The sequence below is a fragment of the Pseudomonas sp. GW821-FHT03A09 genome, assembly GCF_059421065.1.
Window position 1 is genome coordinate 83,536 of sequence record NZ_JBWKUX010000010.1, and the last position, 16,706, is coordinate 100,241.

Consider the following 16,706-nt stretch of genomic DNA (forward strand, 5'->3'; position numbering starts at 1 on the left):
ATGGAGTGCCTTTCTATGCTCGCTCAAGCGACTGCTTCGCAGCCTTCCGGTATCCAGCCTGTCGAGCTGGAAGAACCCTACCTGTTGGAAATCGTCAACGTCAGCAAAGGCTTTCCTGGTGTCGTAGCCCTGGACGATGTGCAACTGCGGGTGCGCCCAGGCACAGTGCTGGCGCTGATGGGTGAGAACGGTGCGGGCAAGTCGACGCTGATGAAAATCATCGCCGGTATCTATCAACCCGATGCCGGCCAGATTCGCCTGCGGGGCAAGTCGGTCAAGTTCGAAACGCCCTTGGCGGCGCAGAAGGCCGGGATTGCGATGATTCACCAGGAACTCAACCTGATGCCCCACATGAGCATCGCCGAGAATATCTGGATCGGCCGCGAGCAGCTCAACAGCCTGCACATGGTCAACCACCGCGAAATGCACCGCTGCACTGCCGAGTTGCTGGCACGTTTGCGCATCAACCTGGACCCCGAAGAACAGGTGGGCAACCTGAGTATCGCCGAGCGGCAGATGGTCGAGATTGCCAAGGCAGTGTCCTACGACTCCGACATCCTGATCATGGATGAACCGACGTCGGCCATTACCGACAAGGAAGTGGCCCACCTGTTTTCGATCATTGCCGACCTCAAGTCCCAGGGCAAAGGCATCGTCTACATCACGCACAAAATGAACGAAGTGTTCGCCATCGCCGACGAGGTGGCGGTGTTCCGTGACGGCCAGTACATCGGCCTGCAACGTGCTGACAGCATGAACAGCGACAGCCTGATCTCGATGATGGTCGGCCGCGAGCTGAGCCAATTGTTCCCGGTGCGCGAGACGCCTATCGGCGGGCTGTTGTTGTCGGTGCGTGACCTGACGCTGGACGGTGTATTCAAGGATGTATCGTTCGACTTGCATGCCGGTGAAATCCTTGGCATTGCCGGGCTGATGGGCTCCGGGCGGACCAACGTGGCGGAAGCCATTTTTGGCATCACCCCCAGCAGCAGCGGGCAGATAACCCTCGACGGTAAGGCCGTACGCATCACCGACCCGCACATGGCGATTGAAAAAGGCTTCGCGCTGCTGACCGAGGATCGCAAGCTCAGTGGCCTGTTTCCGTGCCTGTCGGTGCTGGAAAACATGGAAATGGCGGTGCTGCCGCATTATTCGGGCAACGGCTTTATCCAGCAGAAGGCCCTGCGGGCGTTGTGCGAAGACATGTGCAAGAAGCTGCGGGTGAAAACCCCATCCCTTGAACAATGCATCGACACTTTGTCTGGCGGCAACCAGCAGAAGGCGCTGTTGGCGCGCTGGCTGATGACCAACCCTCGACTGCTGATTCTCGATGAACCGACCCGGGGTATCGACGTCGGTGCCAAGGCTGAGATCTATCGCTTGATTGCCTTCCTCGCCAGTGAAGGCATGGCGGTCATCATGATTTCTTCGGAGCTGCCTGAAGTGTTGGGCATGAGCGACCGGGTCATGGTGATGCACGAAGGCGAACTGATGGGCACCCTGGATCGTGCGGATGCGACCCAGGAAAAAGTCATGCAGCTGGCTTCCGGTATGACGGCAGTCCACTGACGTACAGAATAAGAAGGTGATGGGCTATGAACGCGATAACAGAAAACAAGCCGGCCACGGCACCGGTCAAGAACCGCCGACGCATGCCTACCGAGCTGAGCATTTTCCTGGTGCTGATCGGCATCGGGCTGGTGTTTGAGCTGTTCGGCTGGATCGTGCGTGACCAGAGTTTTTTGATGAACTCCCAGCGGTTGGTGCTGATGATCCTGCAGGTGTCGATCATTGGCCTGCTGGCGATTGGCGTGACCCAGGTGATCATCACCACGGGTATCGATTTGTCCTCGGGGTCGGTGCTGGCGCTGTCGGCGATGATCGCGGCCAGTCTGGCGCAGACTTCTGACTTTTCCCGGGCGGTCTTCCCCAGTTTGACTGATTTGCCGGTATGGATTCCGGTGGCGATGGGGCTGGGTGTGGGGCTGCTGGCGGGGGCGATCAACGGCAGCATCATCGCCGTCACCGGTATCCCACCGTTCATTGCCACCCTGGGCATGATGGTCTCGGCCCGTGGTCTGGCGCGCTATTACACCGAAGGCCAGCCGGTAAGCATGCTCTCGGATTCGTATACCGCGATTGGCCATGGCGCCATGCCGGTGATTATCTTCCTGGTGGTGGCGGTGATCTTCCACATCGCCCTGCGCTACACCAAGTACGGCAAGTACACCTACGCCATCGGCGGCAATATGCAGGCGGCGCGCACTTCGGGGATCAACGTCAAGCGCCATCTGATCATTGTCTACAGCATCGCCGGCTTGCTCGCCGGGCTGGCCGGTGTGGTGGCCTCTGCACGTGCTGCCACCGGCCAGGCCGGCATGGGGATGTCTTATGAGCTGGATGCGATTGCTGCGGCAGTGATCGGCGGCACCAGCCTGGCGGGCGGGGTAGGGCGCATTACTGGCACGGTGATCGGTGCGCTGATCCTTGGGGTGATGGCCAGCGGGTTTACCTTTGTCGGTGTGGATGCGTACATCCAGGACATCATCAAGGGCCTGATCATTGTGGTGGCGGTGGTGATCGACCAATACCGCAACAAGCGCAAACTCAAGCGCTGAGATTGCGCAGGGTAAAATGTGGGAGGGGGCAAGCCCTAGTGCCAGTCAGTTAAGAAAATCTGCCGCGACCAGACTCTTGTAGTGAGCGGGGCAAGCCCGCTCACTACAGATGCTGCGCTCGACACCCCACCGTTTAACTGACTGGCATTAGGGCAAGCCCCCTTCCACAATGAGTACCGCCCCATCAGTTCTAACCGTTTGTCTTCTATATAGCTCCACAACACTGAATTTCTTGCTATAAACGCACTCCGATGACCATTCGCCGAGCCCGTCCTGGTGCTTTTGGAGGTTATCTCGGAAAAATTGCCTGTCTTTTCAGTTGCTGCGCCCTCAAGTCGGCCTTAGACTGCCGCCCCTCGTAAATTGAGTGCCGGGTGGCGCTTGGAATGGACGGCGCCCTTCCGAGACCTGCAGAGGTCGGCCGGAACGCTCCCTTATTCGCCTTAATGCACGTATTTTTTATAGAGAAATAAATGACAAAGGAAAAGTTGCTGGCCATGCCGGCGGATGACTACATGAATGCCGAACAGCACGCTTTTTTCGAGCAGTTGCTGCAAGACATGAAAGTGGAACACCACGAGCGCATTGAACAGAACCGCATCGCCATTGAAAGCCTGGACACCCCGGCTGACCCGGCTGATGCTGCTTCCGTTGAAGAAGAGCGCACCTGGCTGGTGAACGCCATCGACCGCGACCAGCGTATGCTACCGCAACTTGAGCGTGCCCTGGAGCGCATCAAGGAAGACTCCTTCGGCTGGTGTGATGACAGCGGTGAGCCTATCGGGCTCAAGCGCCTGCTGATCAGCCCGACCACCAAGTACTGCATCGAAGCGCAAGAGCGCCACGAGCAGATCGACAAGCACCAGCGTCAAGCCTGATGCGGTGTACGGGGGGCCTTGCTATTGGCTCCCCAGAGACATGTCCAAGCCGGTCTGGATGACTTTTACCCGCGCATCTACGACCTGGCCCGCGAAGGTGCCGGGCGCATTGCCGAACTAGCGCACCTCGCCATCGATTGTTGCGGTTTATGCAACGCAGCTATTCAGATGATAGCTTTTTCCAACTGGCAGAAAACCGTAGCATGGCCAACATTGTTAGCCAGCTAACTAATGCTGCGGAGAAGCTCCATGCAAAACAAAGTCGATGTTGCCGTGATGATCGGCAGTGGCGTACCTGAAACCCTGCGTGCACTGGGCCAGAGGGCTTGCTGGGTTGTATTGCTCAATGGCGAGCAGCGCGGCACCGCATTTGCCAGTCGCGATGAGGCAGAGGAGTGCAGGGCTGCCTGGCAGGCGTTGATGAGCCTGGAGCAGTCAGACAGCCTGCATTGAGAGGGGGGCTCGGGACGGCGATCAATTTCACTTCTTCAGCGAGCAGATGGCCTCGCGACTATCAGGAATTGAGTGCGCCTGAATCCACGGCAGTCTTGAGGGCCTTGGCAGCCTCTTTTGCGGCAACGGCAGCGGCGTCAACGGTTTTGAACCAACGGTCTTTTTCAACCTGATGCAGCGTGACTGTGCTCAGCGGTGGTTTGGCCCGCATGATGATGACCGCTTGAAACTCACCGTCTATTTCCCGGGCGTCGCCATGGATAAAAAACTCGCCAATATCAAATTCCGTCACGTATAGCCTTCCCTTCAAGGTAACTGCACTGATGAAACCTGACCCACAAGGGGCAAACTTCAATGGACGGGGCAGTATGGCAGTTGTTGGGCGACGGCGGCGCAGTAAAGTCATCCGGCTGACGAAACGATGCCCCCGTGAAAGGCATACAGCTTGGCCTCCAGTTGTTTGGCCAACTCACAGGCCTTGATGTGGTCGCTGCGGAAACCTCTGACCCTGCCGCTGGTAACCTCAAGCACATGGAAAAAGTTCTTTCCGGCCGGAACGACCTGATAAAGGACTGAATTCAAATACCCATCGGGGTTGTGCAAGCAGTAGTATTGGCGCCTGTCATGACATGTTGAACTTGCGCTTGAAGTTGTAGCGTTGTGTTGAGGTCGGTTCATCGCCAGCTCCTGTCGATCGATCATGTTGACCCATCAGCAGCATTTCGGGTGGTTTTGACCCGTGTTGCTGTTTTAGTATTGTCGTCGGCACTGCGCGCTTGGTTCCATGCGCGAGTATTTTCTTTTATGCCGGGCGTCAGAAAACTGCGTTTTTATTAGGGTTATTCTCTGAAGTTGGTCGACCCGTATTCTCGGGTTGTTAAACCTGTGATTTGCTGTGGTGCCGGATGACCTTGCAGGGGTCATCCGCGCCTGCCTGTACTAGTCTTCTGGTGCACCAGCGGGGTCTCTTCAGTTTTCTGACGAATGTGTGATCGTGCCGTAATGGCCGTTTTTTGTGCTGCCCGCTTCAGCGGGTAGCGCCTTTTTGATGTGGGGGCGTTTCCTTGGCAGTCAGTAATCTGGATATGCATGCGTTATTCGTGCTGGGTGATTTGCGCGCAAAGTTGGTCAAACAGTTCCAATCCCGTTTTGTTTATGTCACTGAACAAACGCCAGAAGGCATCTATATCGCCGAGATCGATACCGAAGCGGCAATGGTCGTGGATGACAAACCACGCCTGGAGCTCAAGGTTGGCGACCATTTTCGTGCAGCCGTGTTGCCCAGCCGTGAAGGTGGCAAGTTCGAACTGAAGTTCCGTGACATCAAGTTGACGGTGTATGGCTTGGGCGATTACGCCTTCGTCTCCACTCCCGAGGGCCAGGGCATCCTGTTCAAGGAAGGCCATAGCGTGATGCTGGTGTTTGCCGCTAACGAACAGCTGCAGGAAGGCCTGACCAAAACCCTCAAGGCCGTGACCGGCAAGGCCGCCAAGTGGCGCAAGGGTGAACTGGTGACCTTCAAGGCCAGTGAGTAGCGCTAAATACGTCGTGTACCTTGCTCTTCCGGAACCTCTACTACAGTTGAGTTGACTTAACTATTCAGAGGCTTCGCGCATTGACTGCAAAGCCACCTGCCATGGCTGCGAAATGCGAGGTGAAGCATGAAAGGATTGAAATCCCTATTGGCTGTGTCCCTGACGACCTTGAGTCTGTCACTGGCTTCACTCCCGGCACCCGCCGCCCAGGCACCCGTGCATTTCGCCGACCTGAACTGGGAGAGCGGCAGCCTGATCACAGAAGTGCTGCGCTTTATTGTCGAAAAAGGCTACGACTTGCCCACCGACACCTTACCCGGCACGACCATCACCTTGGAAACCGCCCTGGCGAAAAACGATATCCAAGTGATCGGCGAAGAGTGGGCCGGCCGCAGCCCGGTATGGATCAAGGCGGAGGCCGAAGGCAAGGTGCTGGGGCTGGGCGATACGGTCAAGGGTGCCACGGAGGGTTGGTGGGTGCCGGAGTATGTGGTCAAGGGCGACCCCGCCAAAGGTCTCAAGCCCCTGGCGCCGGACCTCAAGACCGTGCAAGACCTGGTACGCTACAAAGACGTGTTCAAGGACCCCGAGTCGCCTGGCAAAGGGCGCTTTCTCAATAGCCCGATCGGTTGGACTTCGGAAGTGGTCAACGCGCAGAAGCTCAAGGCGTATGGCCTGAACGACAGTTATGTGAATTTCCGCAGTGGTTCGGGCGCGGCACTGGATGCCGAGATTGCCTCGTCGATTCGCCGCGGCAAACCGGTGTTGTTCTATTACTGGTCGCCAACGCCTTTGATGGGGCGTTACAAGCTGATCCAGCTTGAGGAACCAGCGTTTGATGCCGATGCCTGGAAGACGCTGACCGATGCCGACAATCCCAACCCACGGCCAACACGCTCGTTGGCGTCCAAGTTGAGCATTGGTGTGTCGACGCCATTCCAGAGCGAACATCCCCAGATCGCTGAATTCTTTACCAAGGTGCAGTTTCCCATCGCGCCGCTGAACAAAGCCTTGGCAACCATGAGCGAGAATCACACGCCACCACGGGAGGTGGCCCAGGCGTTTCTCAAGGAACATCCCGAAGTGTGGAAAGCTTGGTTGACGGACGATGTGGCGCAGAAGGTCGAGGCGAGCCTGAAGTAGCCACAAGCCTTACTGCCAAGTGGAGACCAAAATGTGGGAGCGGGCTTGCCCGCGAATGCTGAGTGTCAGTCAAAGATGTTGTGACTGATCCACCGCCTTCGCGGGCAAGCCCGCTCCCACACTCAATTTGTATTCGGCTCAGGTGCGAGTCGAGCGTGTGCAACAGCATGGCTGCCACGAGCCCCGTTGACCTAGCCGGTGCAGTTAGCTAGCAAGGCTTCTTGGTTAAACACATTTTGAGTTGTATTCCAGGTTTAGAACTTGGTTTGTACAGCCAGCTCGAATGTCCGCGGCGATCCCAGGTAATACGCCGGCGACACATGGGCAAACTCGGCATACACCTCATTGGTCAGGTTACGCACCCGGCCAGTCACCGAGGTATGGGCGTCCACCTTGTAGCGCAGGAATGTCCCGAACAACGTATAGGCCGGTACCGTGAGTGTATTGGCATTGTCCGCATACACCTCGGCAACGTACCGTGCGTCCACGCCGCCTTGCCAATCCTCGGCAAAATCATAAGTCAGCCACAGGTTGCCGACGCGCTTGGGCACGTTGGTCGGTGTGTTGCCCTTGCGCGATACCACGGCGCCACTGGCGAGCTTCTCGTTGAAGTCATCGTACTCGGCGTCTACCCAGGCGAAGTTGCCTTCAGCCAGCAATTTGGGGGTGATGCGCAACGAACTGGCCAACTCGATGCCTTTGGACGATTGCGCGCCTACCGGAATGCTGCTGTTCGGGTCCAGTGGGTCGGTGACGGCGAAATCCTTGCGCTCGATCTTGTAGGCGGCGATCGTCGCCGAACCACGACCCTCCAGGTAGTCGAACTTGCTGCCCACTTCCCACTGCTTGCCGGTGGACACGTCGAACACTTGGGTGGTGGTCGATGGCTGCTCGGCTGCGGTGCTGTATTGCACATACACATTGGCCGACGGGATGAACTGGTAAGTCAGGCCCACGCGGCCGGTCAACGGCTCCCAACTGCGTTTGAAGTGGCGTGGGTTGGTGGCGGTGATCGTGCGGTGGTTGGTCACGTCGAGGTCGATGGCGTCGTAGCGCAACCCTGTCAGCAGCGAGAGTTTATCGGTGAGGCCCAGGCGGTTTTCCACGAACAGTGCCTTGGTCGTCACCTCATTGGTCTTGTCCGCGACGAAACCGGGTTTTGTGCCTGGGATGTCATAGAAGTGCCCCGGGTCATAGTTATTCGGGTCGACCGTGCTCTTGCCCGGGACGTTCAGTGGGTTGTTGGTGGTGCTGTTGACCTTGTATTCAAAGCCCCCGGACCACGTGGTGGACAGACCGAAAAGGCTGTCGTCGTGACGCAGTTCGAACTGGTTGCCGCTCTGCTCACCCTGATGGCGTACTTGGTACGCGGTTGAGCGGTTCACCGCACTGTTGTCGGCGTTGTATTGGTAAGTCTCCAGGTTGCGATAGTCGCGCTGGCTGTCCAGGTGATAGAGGGTGTTTTTCAGCGTGGTGCTGTCGTTGATCCGGTAGTCGATGATCGAGCGCGCCCAGATTGTGCGCTGTTCGTAACGGCCATCGGCGACGTTGTAGTTGTTGAAGCGGTTGTGTCGGTCAATCTTCAATTCGCCGGCCTTGGGGTTGAGCACCGGTGTGCCCCAGTAGGGGCTGTCTTCATGTTCATCCTGGTATTCCAGCGCCAGGGTGTGAGACAGGTTGGGCGTCAGGTCGCTGAGCAAAGAAAACGCCACGCTCCAGGCATCGCGCTGATCGCGGTCGATGTAGCTGTGGTTGGTGTTACGGCTGACGTCCAGGCGTGCGTAGTGCTGCACCTCGGCGCCAGGTTCGGTCAGGGCGTGGTTGAGGCCGAAAGCCATGCCGGCGGTGTCATAGCTGCCGTAGGTGAGTTGGCCTTCGGCCGCCTGTTCTTCGCGGGTCGCCAGTTTGGTCACGTAGTTCAGCGAACCACCTACGGACCCCGCACCGTTGATCAAGGAGGAGGGGCCGCCAACGAGTTCGACTCGGTCATAAATCCACGCATCCACCGGCCGCGCCAAACCGGTCGCAACGTTAATGCCGTTGAACATCTGGGTGATCTGGCTGCTGGTAAAACCCCGATAGGACACAAACCCGCCAAACCCCGGCGGTGCACTGGCGTTCACACCGGGTAGGGTATTGGCCGCATCACGGAAGGTCTTGGCACCATGACGCTCGATGTCATTGCGATTGGCGATAGCCACCGACGCCGGGGTTTCCCGCACGCTCAAGCCCAGGCGCGACGCCATGCCGCTGGACTGGTCCAGGGCCAGACCGGGTTCAGCGGTTTGTTCGCCGTCGATGGTAGTCGGGGCCAGTTCAAGTGCCCAGCCACAGACAGGCAGGCAGCCGAACAGGCCCGCCAACAGGGGTAAATGTTTCATGGTTGAATCCTGAAATACTTAGCTTGAAAACAACGCACAGCCGCCCGTAATCCCCAATGGGAACGGTGACCGGTGCAGATCAGAAAGCGAAAGTGTCAGGCGAGAACGGGAGGCGCGCGCGGGTGAGCCGTGGGCCAGGTGAAGCGGGCAGGGATATCGGCGGCGTGAACGACAGCCGGAGGTGGCGCATGGGGTTGTGGCAACACCGCCACATTCAAGCTGGTGTTGAGCGCAGGGCCCATGCCACCGCTGGAACATAGCGGGCATCCGAACGCCTTGGACAGCGTCGGCAAGTTCTCGTCCGTAGGGTTGGTCTGCGTGGGCGCCTGGGTACGCGGGTCCACCGTACAGAACTGACCACCGATGCCGTTGAGCTGCATCCCCAGCATCTGCCCGTGACCAATACTGCAGGCGAACACATTGAACAGGACGCAGCAGTAGAGCATCCAGGCAATGAGCGAGCGGTCGGCGCGGGCGAGTTTCATGGGGCGGCACTTTACCATCAGCCGCCGACGAAATGCCTACAAAAAATCCCAGGGCGACTATCCTGAATCGCACATTTTCAGGGAGAGCCAGCCATGAGCTTTGTCATCGCGCGGTGGATCGTCGGCGTTTTTACCTGCATCAGCATGGTACATCTGTACTGGGCCGCGGGTGGCAAACTCGGGAGCCTCGCCGCCATCCCCCAACTGCCCGGCGAGTTCGCCAGCGGACCACGGCCGGCGTTCAAGCCTTCGGCGCTGGGCACGTTTCTGGTTGCGATGGGGCTGGTGGCGATTGCGTTGCTCGTTTGCCTACGGGCTGGTCTGTACTTCTCGCCGGTGTCCCATGGGGCGTTGCAGTGGGGCATCAGTGCGATCGCCGTGGTCATGTTCGCCAGGGCGATTGGGGACTCGGAACTGGTGGGTTTTTTCAAAAAGGTGAGTGGGTCGAGGTTTGCACGGTTGGATACGTATTTTTATTCGCCGTTGTGCCTGGTGTTGGGGGTTGGGTTGTTGGTGGTGGCGTGGGGCTAAGTGCCGGCGGATGTGGCTTACCAATGGTGAACATTCGCCGATAAGGCAATTTAATGGCCCCTTTGTAACAAAATTCTCGCCAGAATCGCTTTTATTTTCAGGTGGTTAGGTGAGGAAGCAAATGCGCACTGTTGGAATCATGCTGATCGCCTGCTCCCTGGCCGGCGGCGCGGCTGCCGTGCAGGCACGGGAGTTGCGCGAGGGTGACAAGTACATGTGCAGCTGGGGCGCCGGCACGGCTGCCAGGGCCCAGGAACTCAAGTTGTCGGGCGTGTCGCTCTACGCTGCCAGGCAGAAGATCCAGACCATCAAGTTCAGCAAGTCGTGGATGCGCATGATGGCCATGGGCATCACCGAGCAGACCTATGACAGCCGTTCGCGGCTCAAGCCCGAGGCGATTCGCCAAAGCTTTTATCAGGACTGCTTGCGCTACAAGGTGGCGCGCAAATAGCCCCCGAGTGCTTTGCACCGGTCAGTGCAATATCTGCGTAAGCCTGTCCAACTTTGCCGTGATGCCGCTCGACATACTGGTGCCAGGTAAACCAGGAGGCATAGGCCATGACCGATTACGTATTTCCCCCCGCACAAACCCCATCCTTGGCCATACAGGGCAGCGCCGCGCGCTTCCCTCTGCGTCGCGTATTCTGCGTCGGCCGCAACTACAGCGAGCACGCCCGCGAAATGGGGCATGACCCGGATCGTGAGCCACCGTTCTTCTTCATGAAGCCGGCCGATGCGGTGGTGCCGGCCGAAGGCATGATCGCCTATCCGCCGCTGACGGCGGACTTGCATCACGAAGTGGAGTTGGTGGTGGCCATCGGCAAGGGCGGGGTGGATATCAGCCCTGAGGATGCTTTTTCCCACATCTGGGGGTATGGCGTGGGGATCGACCTGACGCGCCGCGACCTGCAAGCCCAGGCGAAAAAACTCTCGCGTCCGTGGGAATGGGCCAAAGCCTTTGATGAGTCGGCGCCAAGCAGCGCATTACAGCCAGTGAGCGCGATAGGGCATCCGTCCACAGGAAGCATCTGGCTGAAGGTCAATGGCGAGCAGCGCCAGATCGGCGACCTGGCTGACCAGATCTGGTCCGTCAGCGAAGTGATCAGTCACGCCTCCAGATCCGTGGCGCTCAAGGCCGGTGACCTGATCTTCACCGGCACCCCGGCCGGCGTCGGCGCGCTGCAACCGGGAGACGTGGTGACCGCCGGTATCGAAGGCGTTGGCGAGTTGAGTTTCACCCTCGGCAACGGTTGAGGCTAAAGTGGTGCCCTGGCCACCTGAGAGAGCGCTATGCCCGGCACCCGCGTCACCACCTATGGCATGGAACAACGCAGCGACCGCCCCGACTTCTATATCCGTGACAAGCGCGGGCGGGCGGCGCTCACCAGCCCCCACCGGCATGAATACTTCCAGATCCAGATCAACCTCGGCGGCGACACCGTGCAGCATATCGGGGGCGCGGTGCGGCCGTTTCCGCGTAAAGCCCTGGCGTTCATCCTGCCTCATCGCTTGCATGTGATTCCTCACCCGGAGGACGGCGAGTTCATGCTGATCAACTTCAGCCAGGCGTTTTTCCTGCCGCAGCTGACCTGTGATCCGTTGGATCTGGAGGACATCCCCATCGGCCAGGCGCCGGAGCTGTCGCCATTTCGTTTTCAGGAACAACTGGATTTCATTCTCGATGATGCGGCGTTCGAGCAGGTGAAAACCTGGCTGACCCATATGCGCACCCTCGACGCCCACCGTACCTTCGGTGCCCGCGAGCAGCTCAAGGGGTATCTGTTTCAACTGATCGGCCTGGTGTGTGAACAGTACGCCGAGCCGCTGCAAGCCTTCGCCGCCAACAACGCCATACGGCGCGGGCGCAAGGACGCCTTGGCGCGTGTGCAGGGCTATATTCGCGCGCATGTGCACGAGCCCAGCCTCAACTTGACCGATACGGCCGCCGCCGCATTCCTGTCAGCCAACTACTTGACGCATCTGCTGCGCAAGGAAACTGGAAAACCGTTTTCTCAGTTGGTGCTTGATCGCCGTATGCAACTGGCGCGCACGCTGTTGCTCAACAGCACTCAGATGATCGGCGTCATTGCACAACGGTGCGGGTTTGCCGATGAAGCCTACTTTTCCCGCTGTTTTCGCAAGGCCCATGGTGTGGCGCCAGGGAAATTTCGGCGACAAGAGCAGGCAGAAATCTAGTCGTCACACGTTTTTTACAAATCCACGACAATGGATATGTTTCTATTTGCATACAATTGCGGGCTTCCAGGGAGGAAGCACTGATGCAAACCGTTATCCGACTGGCAACGCTTGCTGATATCGACACGTTGTTCGCCATTCGTACCGCTGTCGTACAGAACCACTTGAGCCGCGAGCAAATGGCAGAGCTTGGCATCACGCCGCAGGTGCTGGCAGACAGTATCCGTGAAACGCCCTGTGTCTGGATTGCCGAGGTGGTCGATGGCGACGACGTCCGTTATGAGAAGAGCAGGGCGCCCTGATCCCATGAATCCATCAGAACCACCGCCGTCTGACAGCTTTCGTTTTTTTGCGATTGGGGTTCTGTGCGTCGCGGTGCCGCTGGGTGCCTATTTCATGCGCTTCAATGCCCAGGTCGACCGAGAGCGAGAAGAGGCCGCCGAGCGCCTGGCGCTCTGCCAACATATTGAAAGCGTGGCCCGTGCGGCTGCGCCAAACAGTCTTGAACCACCTGAAGCCTGCAAGCAACTTAAGAAACGTTATGCGGAAAGCGTCGCGCCTTTATAATCAATAACCTTATTTTAATAGCGGGAATATACCGGCTAAGCACTAAAGACCATCGCGGTTTATTGCACCAAAAAGTGGCACTGATAGTGTTCGCTGCCTTAAAAAATGTGTGGTTATTGAATGACTTACGAGATTAAGAATCCGACGAAAGGGTTAAAATAATCTTGTTAGTGGTTTTTGCAGTCGGTACTATAGCCGGGCGTTCACCTCCCACGGTTTATGCATTTTTAAATCCCAAGTTTCCATCAGCTACTTGGGATTTTTTTTGCCCGTAATTTGACCTCGGCGTCAAACTTCAATATCGGCGAACTCCGCGCGCATCCTGCCGTTGCGTTTGGCCTGATACAGCAACTTATCGACAGACTCGACAAACCCCAGCATGGCGCTGTTGGGCGTCACGATATGAGTGCCTACTCCCAGGCTCAGCGTCAGCAGGTCCGACACCGCTGAGAAACCGTGCTCGATCTGTTGCTGACACATCAGATGCAGGCAGCGTCGCGCCACCTGTCTGGCTGACGCGGCGTCGGTTTCCGGTAGCAGCCACACAAACTCTTCGCCGCCAATACGGGCAATGAAGTCCCGTGGCCGATTGGCGGCCTGGGACAGGGTGCGTGCCACCTGGCGCAGGCACTCATCGCCCTTGATATGACCATAGTGGTCGTTGTACTGCTTGAAGAAATCGATATCGAGGATGATCAGCGACAGCGGCAACTGGCTGCGCAGCGCACTGGCCCATTCCCGTTCCAGCACGGTGTCGAACATGCGGCGGTTGGCGATGCCGGTGAGGCCGTCCTGGAAGGAGTATTCCTCCAGCTGTTTTTGCAGGCGGATCAGGTGTTCTTCGGTCTTCTTGCGTTCGCTGATATCGAACATGAAGCCATTCAGCGCCTCCACTTCACCGTCCTTGCGTACCACATGCACCACATCGCGAATCCACACGTAGTCGCCGTTCACTGTCAGCGCACGGTAGTCGGCCTCGTGATCCACCCCGGCGCGGGATTGCGACACACAGAAGTTCACCACGTACTCACGGTCGTCCGGGTGCATGCGTTCGACCCAGTCATCCACGCTGACCCAGCTTTGCGGGGTCCAGCCCAGCAATGCCTCGATCTGCGGGCCGATGTAGCTGAAGGTCATGCTTTGCCAATCGATGCGCCAGGGGATGGCTTTGGTCGATTCCAGCAGGGTTTTGTAGACATCGCTGTCGGGCAGGTGGGGGGAATCGATGCTCATGGCGGGCTGCTCGGTGATGGCTAAAAGCCAAGAGCGTCTTGCGATCCACGCCTTGAGTCAAGCCTTCGCAAAAGCCGCAGACGAGAGGTCGCGTGCTGGGTTTCTGGCGCCAGAGCACCAGCGTTTACAGGGTAAAATGAGGCACAGGTAACACTTTTGAATTAATTGTTCAGTAGCAAGTAAAAGCTTATCTATGCTGTTGGCAAAACACCGACAGGGTAGAACCCACGGACGGGGCCTCATCATGATCTCGCTCACCGAACTCAACCGCATCATGGCCGCGGGTTTCTTGCCGCTGGCGTGTGACTGCAGCCTCAACAGCGACGGTTCGCTGCGCATCAGCGTGTTCGAACCGGAGTCCGGTCGCGTCGACCTGCTGCTGACCCGGGTCTCGCCCCAAGGCCTGGACAGCGTCCGTTCCATCTCAAACCTGATTGGCGAGTTGCGCACCGAGATCAAGGCCGGGCGCCGTGGTTTTGCGGCGGTGGGTTAACTGTTGACGGTTGCAGTGTGCGTGTCGGCTGCGCCGTAGTAGCGCCAGCAGCAATGCCGGTGTTCCGGCAGGATCACGCAGCCGTTGAGGCTGACGATCAAGAGGGCGGCGATCAGCATGTATAGGCGACGGGACATGGTATTTCCTCATGGTGTGTGCTGCGTTATTCCTTGAACGCAACCACTGCTACGAATCCGTCGCAAGGTATTCAAACATTTCATCCAGCCCCCCAATCCCTGAGCAATACTGCCTTCCAGGCACCGCGCAAAAAAACTGTGCCGGCTGCGACGGATTTTTCCTACGTTGTGCGTTCAACCCATCAGCAGCGTGCACTTTCGCTCGCCGTATGAAGGAGTTGCCATGAAATCACTGGCCAAATTGCATTGCGCCTTACTGGTGCCGCTGGCGTTCGCCGCGCTTGTCAGCACCCCGACGTTTGCCCAGACCGAAGTGATTATTCGCCAGGCACCGCCGGTTGAGCGTGTCGAAGTGATTCCGGCAGAGCGCCCGGGTTACGCCTGGGACCGTGGTCACTGGCGTTGGGAGCACGGAGCCTACGCCTGGGTGCCGGGCCACTGGCAGCCGGTGATGCGTAACGCGCGGTGGGAGCCAGGGCATTGGGAGTCCCGTGGGCCGAATTGGTACTGGCGCGAAGGGCATTGGATTCGCTGAAACCTGACTCCCCGGACCGAGTATTAGCCGATTGAAAGACACTGATCCGGACGTTGAGCTACTGGCGCGTATCAGCAACAACGAAGCGGCAGCCGTCACTGAAATGGTGACGCGTAAGCTGCCACGGTTGCTGGCACTCGCCGGTCGGCTCCTGGGGGATGCTGACGAGGCCAAGGACGTGGCCCAGGAAAGTTTCCTGCGGATCTGGCGCCAGGCGGCCAACTGGCGCGCAGGCGAAGCGCGCTTTGACACCTGGCTGCACCGGGTGGCGCTCAACCTGTGCCATGACCGCCTGCGCCGGCGCAAGGAGCGTCCGTTGAATGAGGAGGAGGTGCTGGAGCTGGCAGACAGTGCCCCACCCCCGGACGAACAGTTGGAAAGCAACGAGAGCAGTACACGCATGGCCGCCGCGTTGGCGGCCTTGCCCGAGCGTCAGCGCGAAGCCATTGTGTTGCAGTACTACCAGGAGCTGTCGAACATCGACGCCGCGGCCCTGATGAATATCAGCGTCGAGGCACTGGAGAGCCTGCTGTCGCGGGCCCGCCGCCAGTTGCGCAGTCAACTTGCCGACACACCCGGGCTTGCCCGCCCAGGAAGGGGAACACCATGACACCTGAACGATTTGCTTATCTGGTCGATGCCTACGGTGCCAGCCTGCATCGCTGGCCCGTCGCCGATCAAGCGGCGGCCCGCGCCTTGCTTGACAGCGGCGACCCCGGTGCCCGCGAGGCATTGAGTGCGGCGCGCTGGCTTGATCAGCAGATGGACAGTCATCAACTGGCGCTCGTCGATCCCGCGTTGGCACGCAAAATCCGTCAGTCGGCCCCGCAACGCCGGTCATTCTGGTCGCGTTACGCCAGTTGGTTGTCGCCGGCCGGGCTGGTTGGCGTGGGCATTGCCGGCATCGCTGCCGGGGTGCTGGTGGCGTCGATGAGTGTGCCGCGGCCCATGCTGTCAGCTGAAGTGCTGCCCAGCGTCTTCGATCAGGGCGATGCCGAAGTCGTTTTTACCGTCAACGCCGAGGAAGCCGAGCAATGACACCCAAAACCCTTAAACCCTGGTTGGTCGTCTCGGTGTTGCTCAACGTATTTCTGATCGGCGGAGTGGGGGGCGGCCTCTATCATTGGATGGCCGTCGCCAAGCCCGCCGAAGCGGTGGTCAACCAGCATGGTCTGCGCCAGGCGATGTTCAAGCTGCCCCCGGAACGACGCAAAGAGTTGCGGCAGTTATTGCGCCACAACCGTGCTGACAGCCAGCCGTTGATCATGGCGGGTCGTGAAGCCCGTTTAGGGGTGATCAAGCAACTGGAAGCACCGACCCTGGATCACGATGTGTTGGTGGCTGAGCTGGCCAAGGCGCGTGAGGCCGATGTGGCGCTGCGGGCCTTGGTGGACAGCACCCTGGCGCAGTTTGCGAGCAGTTTGCCTCAGGATGAACGGCAGAAACTGGTCGAGGCGCTTTATCAACGGGGACAGGCGAAGGCCAAAGTCACACAAGTGGCCAGCCGGCCACGTTCGTGAG

At 58.7% G+C, this 16,706-nt stretch carries 22 protein-coding genes and 1 pseudogene; 17 read left to right on the forward strand and 6 right to left on the reverse strand.

The annotated features are described in order from the left end of the window. Positions 1-15: 15 nt before the first annotated feature. The 4 genes from AC07V4_RS18890 to AC07V4_RS18905 all read left to right on the forward strand — a co-directional run bounded on the left by AC07V4_RS18890 (position 16) and on the right by AC07V4_RS18905 (position 3,949). Positions 16-1,569, forward strand: a complete 1,554-nt coding sequence (locus AC07V4_RS18890; protein WP_492636465.1) for a sugar ABC transporter ATP-binding protein — start codon at positions 16-18, stop codon at positions 1,567-1,569. Positions 1,570-1,595: 26 nt separating this feature from the next. Next, on the forward strand, positions 1,596-2,618 hold the full coding sequence (locus AC07V4_RS18895; RefSeq protein ID WP_431751886.1) for an ABC transporter permease: 1,023 nt from the start codon (positions 1,596-1,598) through the stop codon (positions 2,616-2,618). Between the two features lie 473 nt (positions 2,619-3,091). After that, positions 3,092-3,496, forward strand: coding sequence for a TraR/DksA family transcriptional regulator (locus AC07V4_RS18900; protein WP_010564800.1), 405 nt, complete (start codon positions 3,092-3,094; stop codon positions 3,494-3,496). A gap of 249 nt (positions 3,497-3,745) precedes the next feature. Continuing rightward, positions 3,746-3,949, forward strand: coding sequence for a hypothetical protein (locus AC07V4_RS18905; RefSeq protein ID WP_431749458.1), 204 nt, complete (start codon positions 3,746-3,748; stop codon positions 3,947-3,949). Between the two features lie 61 nt (positions 3,950-4,010). Here the strand turns inward: AC07V4_RS18905 and AC07V4_RS18910 are convergent, their stop codons facing one another. Continuing rightward, on the reverse strand, positions 4,011-4,241 hold the full coding sequence (locus AC07V4_RS18910; RefSeq protein ID WP_431749457.1) for a hypothetical protein: 231 nt from the start codon (positions 4,239-4,241) through the stop codon (positions 4,011-4,013). 110 nt (positions 4,242-4,351) lie between these two features. Further along, complete coding sequence (locus tag AC07V4_RS18915) at positions 4,352-4,627, reverse strand: hypothetical protein (RefSeq protein WP_492636466.1); 276 nt, start codon at positions 4,625-4,627, stop codon at positions 4,352-4,354. Between the two features lie 407 nt (positions 4,628-5,034). On the opposite strand from AC07V4_RS18915, the gene AC07V4_RS18920 reads away from it, so the two are divergent. Together AC07V4_RS18920 and AC07V4_RS18925 are read left to right on the forward strand one after the other, a co-directional pair. Beyond that, positions 5,035-5,484, forward strand: a complete 450-nt coding sequence (locus tag AC07V4_RS18920; RefSeq protein WP_431749459.1) for a hypothetical protein — start codon at positions 5,035-5,037, stop codon at positions 5,482-5,484. A gap of 126 nt (positions 5,485-5,610) precedes the next feature. Further along, positions 5,611-6,627 (forward strand): ABC transporter substrate-binding protein, encoded by a 1,017-nt coding sequence (locus AC07V4_RS18925; RefSeq protein WP_492636467.1) that lies wholly within the window; start codon positions 5,611-5,613, stop codon positions 6,625-6,627. A 254-nt stretch (positions 6,628-6,881) separates the two neighbouring features. Here the strand turns inward: AC07V4_RS18925 and AC07V4_RS18930 are convergent, their stop codons facing one another. Further along, positions 6,882-9,008: a TonB-dependent receptor gene (locus AC07V4_RS18930; protein WP_492636468.1), complete on the reverse strand. Its 2,127-nt coding sequence runs from the start codon at positions 9,006-9,008 to the stop codon at positions 6,882-6,884. A 95-nt stretch (positions 9,009-9,103) separates the two neighbouring features. Further along, a complete protein-coding gene (locus AC07V4_RS18935) occupies positions 9,104-9,493 on the reverse strand; it encodes a DUF2946 domain-containing protein (protein WP_492636469.1) in 390 nt (129 codons plus the stop codon). 93 nt (positions 9,494-9,586) lie between these two features. On the opposite strand from AC07V4_RS18935, the gene AC07V4_RS18940 reads away from it, so the two are divergent. The 6 genes and pseudogenes from AC07V4_RS18940 (at position 9,587) to AC07V4_RS18965 (ending at position 12,787) form a co-directional block, all read left to right on the forward strand. Beyond that, positions 9,587-10,024: a DUF3995 domain-containing protein gene (locus AC07V4_RS18940; protein ID WP_492636470.1), complete on the forward strand. Its 438-nt coding sequence runs from the start codon at positions 9,587-9,589 to the stop codon at positions 10,022-10,024. Between the two features lie 121 nt (positions 10,025-10,145). Beyond that, the gene (locus AC07V4_RS18945; protein WP_065906328.1) at positions 10,146-10,475 is read left to right on the forward strand and encodes a hypothetical protein; all 330 of its coding nucleotides are present in this window, start codon (positions 10,146-10,148) and stop codon (positions 10,473-10,475) included. Positions 10,476-10,582: 107 nt separating this feature from the next. After that, on the forward strand, positions 10,583-11,278 hold the full coding sequence (locus AC07V4_RS18950; RefSeq protein ID WP_492636471.1) for a fumarylacetoacetate hydrolase family protein: 696 nt from the start codon (positions 10,583-10,585) through the stop codon (positions 11,276-11,278). Positions 11,279-11,314: 36 nt separating this feature from the next. Then, complete coding sequence (locus AC07V4_RS18955) at positions 11,315-12,220, forward strand: helix-turn-helix transcriptional regulator (protein WP_492636472.1); 906 nt, start codon at positions 11,315-11,317, stop codon at positions 12,218-12,220. A gap of 83 nt (positions 12,221-12,303) precedes the next feature. Then, a pseudogene (locus tag AC07V4_RS18960) lies at positions 12,304-12,477 on the forward strand (GNAT family N-acetyltransferase); the annotation flags it as partial. Positions 12,478-12,526: 49 nt separating this feature from the next. Continuing rightward, positions 12,527-12,787, forward strand: coding sequence for a hypothetical protein (locus tag AC07V4_RS18965; RefSeq protein WP_492636473.1), 261 nt, complete (start codon positions 12,527-12,529; stop codon positions 12,785-12,787). 288 nt (positions 12,788-13,075) lie between these two features. Here the strand turns inward: AC07V4_RS18965 and AC07V4_RS18970 are convergent, their stop codons facing one another. Continuing rightward, complete coding sequence (locus AC07V4_RS18970; RefSeq protein ID WP_492636474.1) at positions 13,076-14,020, reverse strand: GGDEF domain-containing protein; 945 nt, start codon at positions 14,018-14,020, stop codon at positions 13,076-13,078. Between the two features lie 244 nt (positions 14,021-14,264). Between AC07V4_RS18970 and AC07V4_RS18975 the strand changes: the two genes are divergently transcribed. Then, entirely contained in the window at positions 14,265-14,513 is a 249-nt protein-coding gene (locus AC07V4_RS18975) for a DUF1652 domain-containing protein (protein ID WP_492636475.1), read from the forward strand. On the opposite strand, the gene AC07V4_RS18980 is transcribed toward AC07V4_RS18975, so the two are convergent. Further along, positions 14,510-14,650, reverse strand: a complete 141-nt coding sequence (locus tag AC07V4_RS18980) for a hypothetical protein (RefSeq protein WP_492636476.1) — start codon at positions 14,648-14,650, stop codon at positions 14,510-14,512. The two genes, AC07V4_RS18975 and AC07V4_RS18980, sit on opposite strands and share 4 nt — an antisense overlap. A 223-nt stretch (positions 14,651-14,873) precedes the next feature. Here AC07V4_RS18980 and AC07V4_RS18985 point away from each other — a divergent pair, with 223 nt between their 5' ends. The 4 genes from AC07V4_RS18985 to AC07V4_RS19000 are packed head-to-tail and all read left to right on the forward strand — an operon-like array spanning position 14,874 to position 16,705. Then, positions 14,874-15,185: a YXWGXW repeat-containing protein gene (locus tag AC07V4_RS18985; protein WP_492636477.1), complete on the forward strand. Its 312-nt coding sequence runs from the start codon at positions 14,874-14,876 to the stop codon at positions 15,183-15,185. A gap of 31 nt (positions 15,186-15,216) precedes the next feature. Continuing rightward, positions 15,217-15,795, forward strand: a complete 579-nt coding sequence (locus AC07V4_RS18990) for an RNA polymerase sigma factor (protein ID WP_492636478.1) — start codon at positions 15,217-15,219, stop codon at positions 15,793-15,795. After that, the gene (locus AC07V4_RS18995) at positions 15,792-16,223 is read left to right on the forward strand and encodes a hypothetical protein (RefSeq protein ID WP_492636479.1); all 432 of its coding nucleotides are present in this window, start codon (positions 15,792-15,794) and stop codon (positions 16,221-16,223) included. Before AC07V4_RS18990 ends, AC07V4_RS18995 begins: the two co-directional genes overlap by 4 nt. Beyond that, complete coding sequence (locus AC07V4_RS19000; protein ID WP_431752749.1) at positions 16,220-16,705, forward strand: periplasmic heavy metal sensor; 486 nt, start codon at positions 16,220-16,222, stop codon at positions 16,703-16,705. Before AC07V4_RS18995 ends, AC07V4_RS19000 begins: the two co-directional genes overlap by 4 nt. Position 16,706 lies beyond the last annotated feature (1 nt).

Excerpts from the sequence above, each read along its gene's own strand:
- AC07V4_RS18955 (WP_492636472.1), top strand. The coding sequence starts at position 11,315 with ATGCCCGGCACCCGCGTCACCACCTATGGCATGGAACAACGCAGCGAC.
- AC07V4_RS18890 (WP_492636465.1), top strand. The coding sequence starts at position 16 with ATGCTCGCTCAAGCGACTGCTTCGCAGCCTTCCGGTATCCAGCCTGTC.
- AC07V4_RS18980 (WP_492636476.1), bottom strand. The coding sequence starts at position 14,650 with ATGTCCCGTCGCCTATACATGCTGATCGCCGCCCTCTTGATCGTCAGC.
- AC07V4_RS18965 (WP_492636473.1), top strand. The coding sequence starts at position 12,527 with ATGAATCCATCAGAACCACCGCCGTCTGACAGCTTTCGTTTTTTTGCG.
- AC07V4_RS18950 (WP_492636471.1), top strand. The coding sequence starts at position 10,583 with ATGACCGATTACGTATTTCCCCCCGCACAAACCCCATCCTTGGCCATA.
- AC07V4_RS18935 (WP_492636469.1), bottom strand. The coding sequence starts at position 9,493 with ATGAAACTCGCCCGCGCCGACCGCTCGCTCATTGCCTGGATGCTCTAC.
- AC07V4_RS18915 (WP_492636466.1), bottom strand. The coding sequence starts at position 4,627 with ATGAACCGACCTCAACACAACGCTACAACTTCAAGCGCAAGTTCAACA.
- AC07V4_RS18975 (WP_492636475.1), top strand. The coding sequence starts at position 14,265 with ATGATCTCGCTCACCGAACTCAACCGCATCATGGCCGCGGGTTTCTTG.
- AC07V4_RS18930 (WP_492636468.1), bottom strand. The coding sequence starts at position 9,008 with ATGAAACATTTACCCCTGTTGGCGGGCCTGTTCGGCTGCCTGCCTGTC.
- AC07V4_RS18985 (WP_492636477.1), top strand. The coding sequence starts at position 14,874 with ATGAAATCACTGGCCAAATTGCATTGCGCCTTACTGGTGCCGCTGGCG.
- AC07V4_RS19000 (WP_431752749.1), top strand. The coding sequence starts at position 16,220 with ATGACACCCAAAACCCTTAAACCCTGGTTGGTCGTCTCGGTGTTGCTC.
- AC07V4_RS18905 (WP_431749458.1), top strand. The coding sequence starts at position 3,746 with ATGCAAAACAAAGTCGATGTTGCCGTGATGATCGGCAGTGGCGTACCT.
- AC07V4_RS18995 (WP_492636479.1), top strand. The coding sequence starts at position 15,792 with ATGACACCTGAACGATTTGCTTATCTGGTCGATGCCTACGGTGCCAGC.
- AC07V4_RS18895 (WP_431751886.1), top strand. The coding sequence starts at position 1,596 with ATGAACGCGATAACAGAAAACAAGCCGGCCACGGCACCGGTCAAGAAC.
- AC07V4_RS18920 (WP_431749459.1), top strand. The coding sequence starts at position 5,035 with ATGCATGCGTTATTCGTGCTGGGTGATTTGCGCGCAAAGTTGGTCAAA.
- AC07V4_RS18970 (WP_492636474.1), bottom strand. The coding sequence starts at position 14,020 with ATGAGCATCGATTCCCCCCACCTGCCCGACAGCGATGTCTACAAAACC.
- AC07V4_RS18940 (WP_492636470.1), top strand. The coding sequence starts at position 9,587 with ATGAGCTTTGTCATCGCGCGGTGGATCGTCGGCGTTTTTACCTGCATC.
- AC07V4_RS18900 (WP_010564800.1), top strand. The coding sequence starts at position 3,092 with ATGACAAAGGAAAAGTTGCTGGCCATGCCGGCGGATGACTACATGAAT.
- AC07V4_RS18945 (WP_065906328.1), top strand. The coding sequence starts at position 10,146 with ATGCGCACTGTTGGAATCATGCTGATCGCCTGCTCCCTGGCCGGCGGC.
- AC07V4_RS18925 (WP_492636467.1), top strand. The coding sequence starts at position 5,611 with ATGAAAGGATTGAAATCCCTATTGGCTGTGTCCCTGACGACCTTGAGT.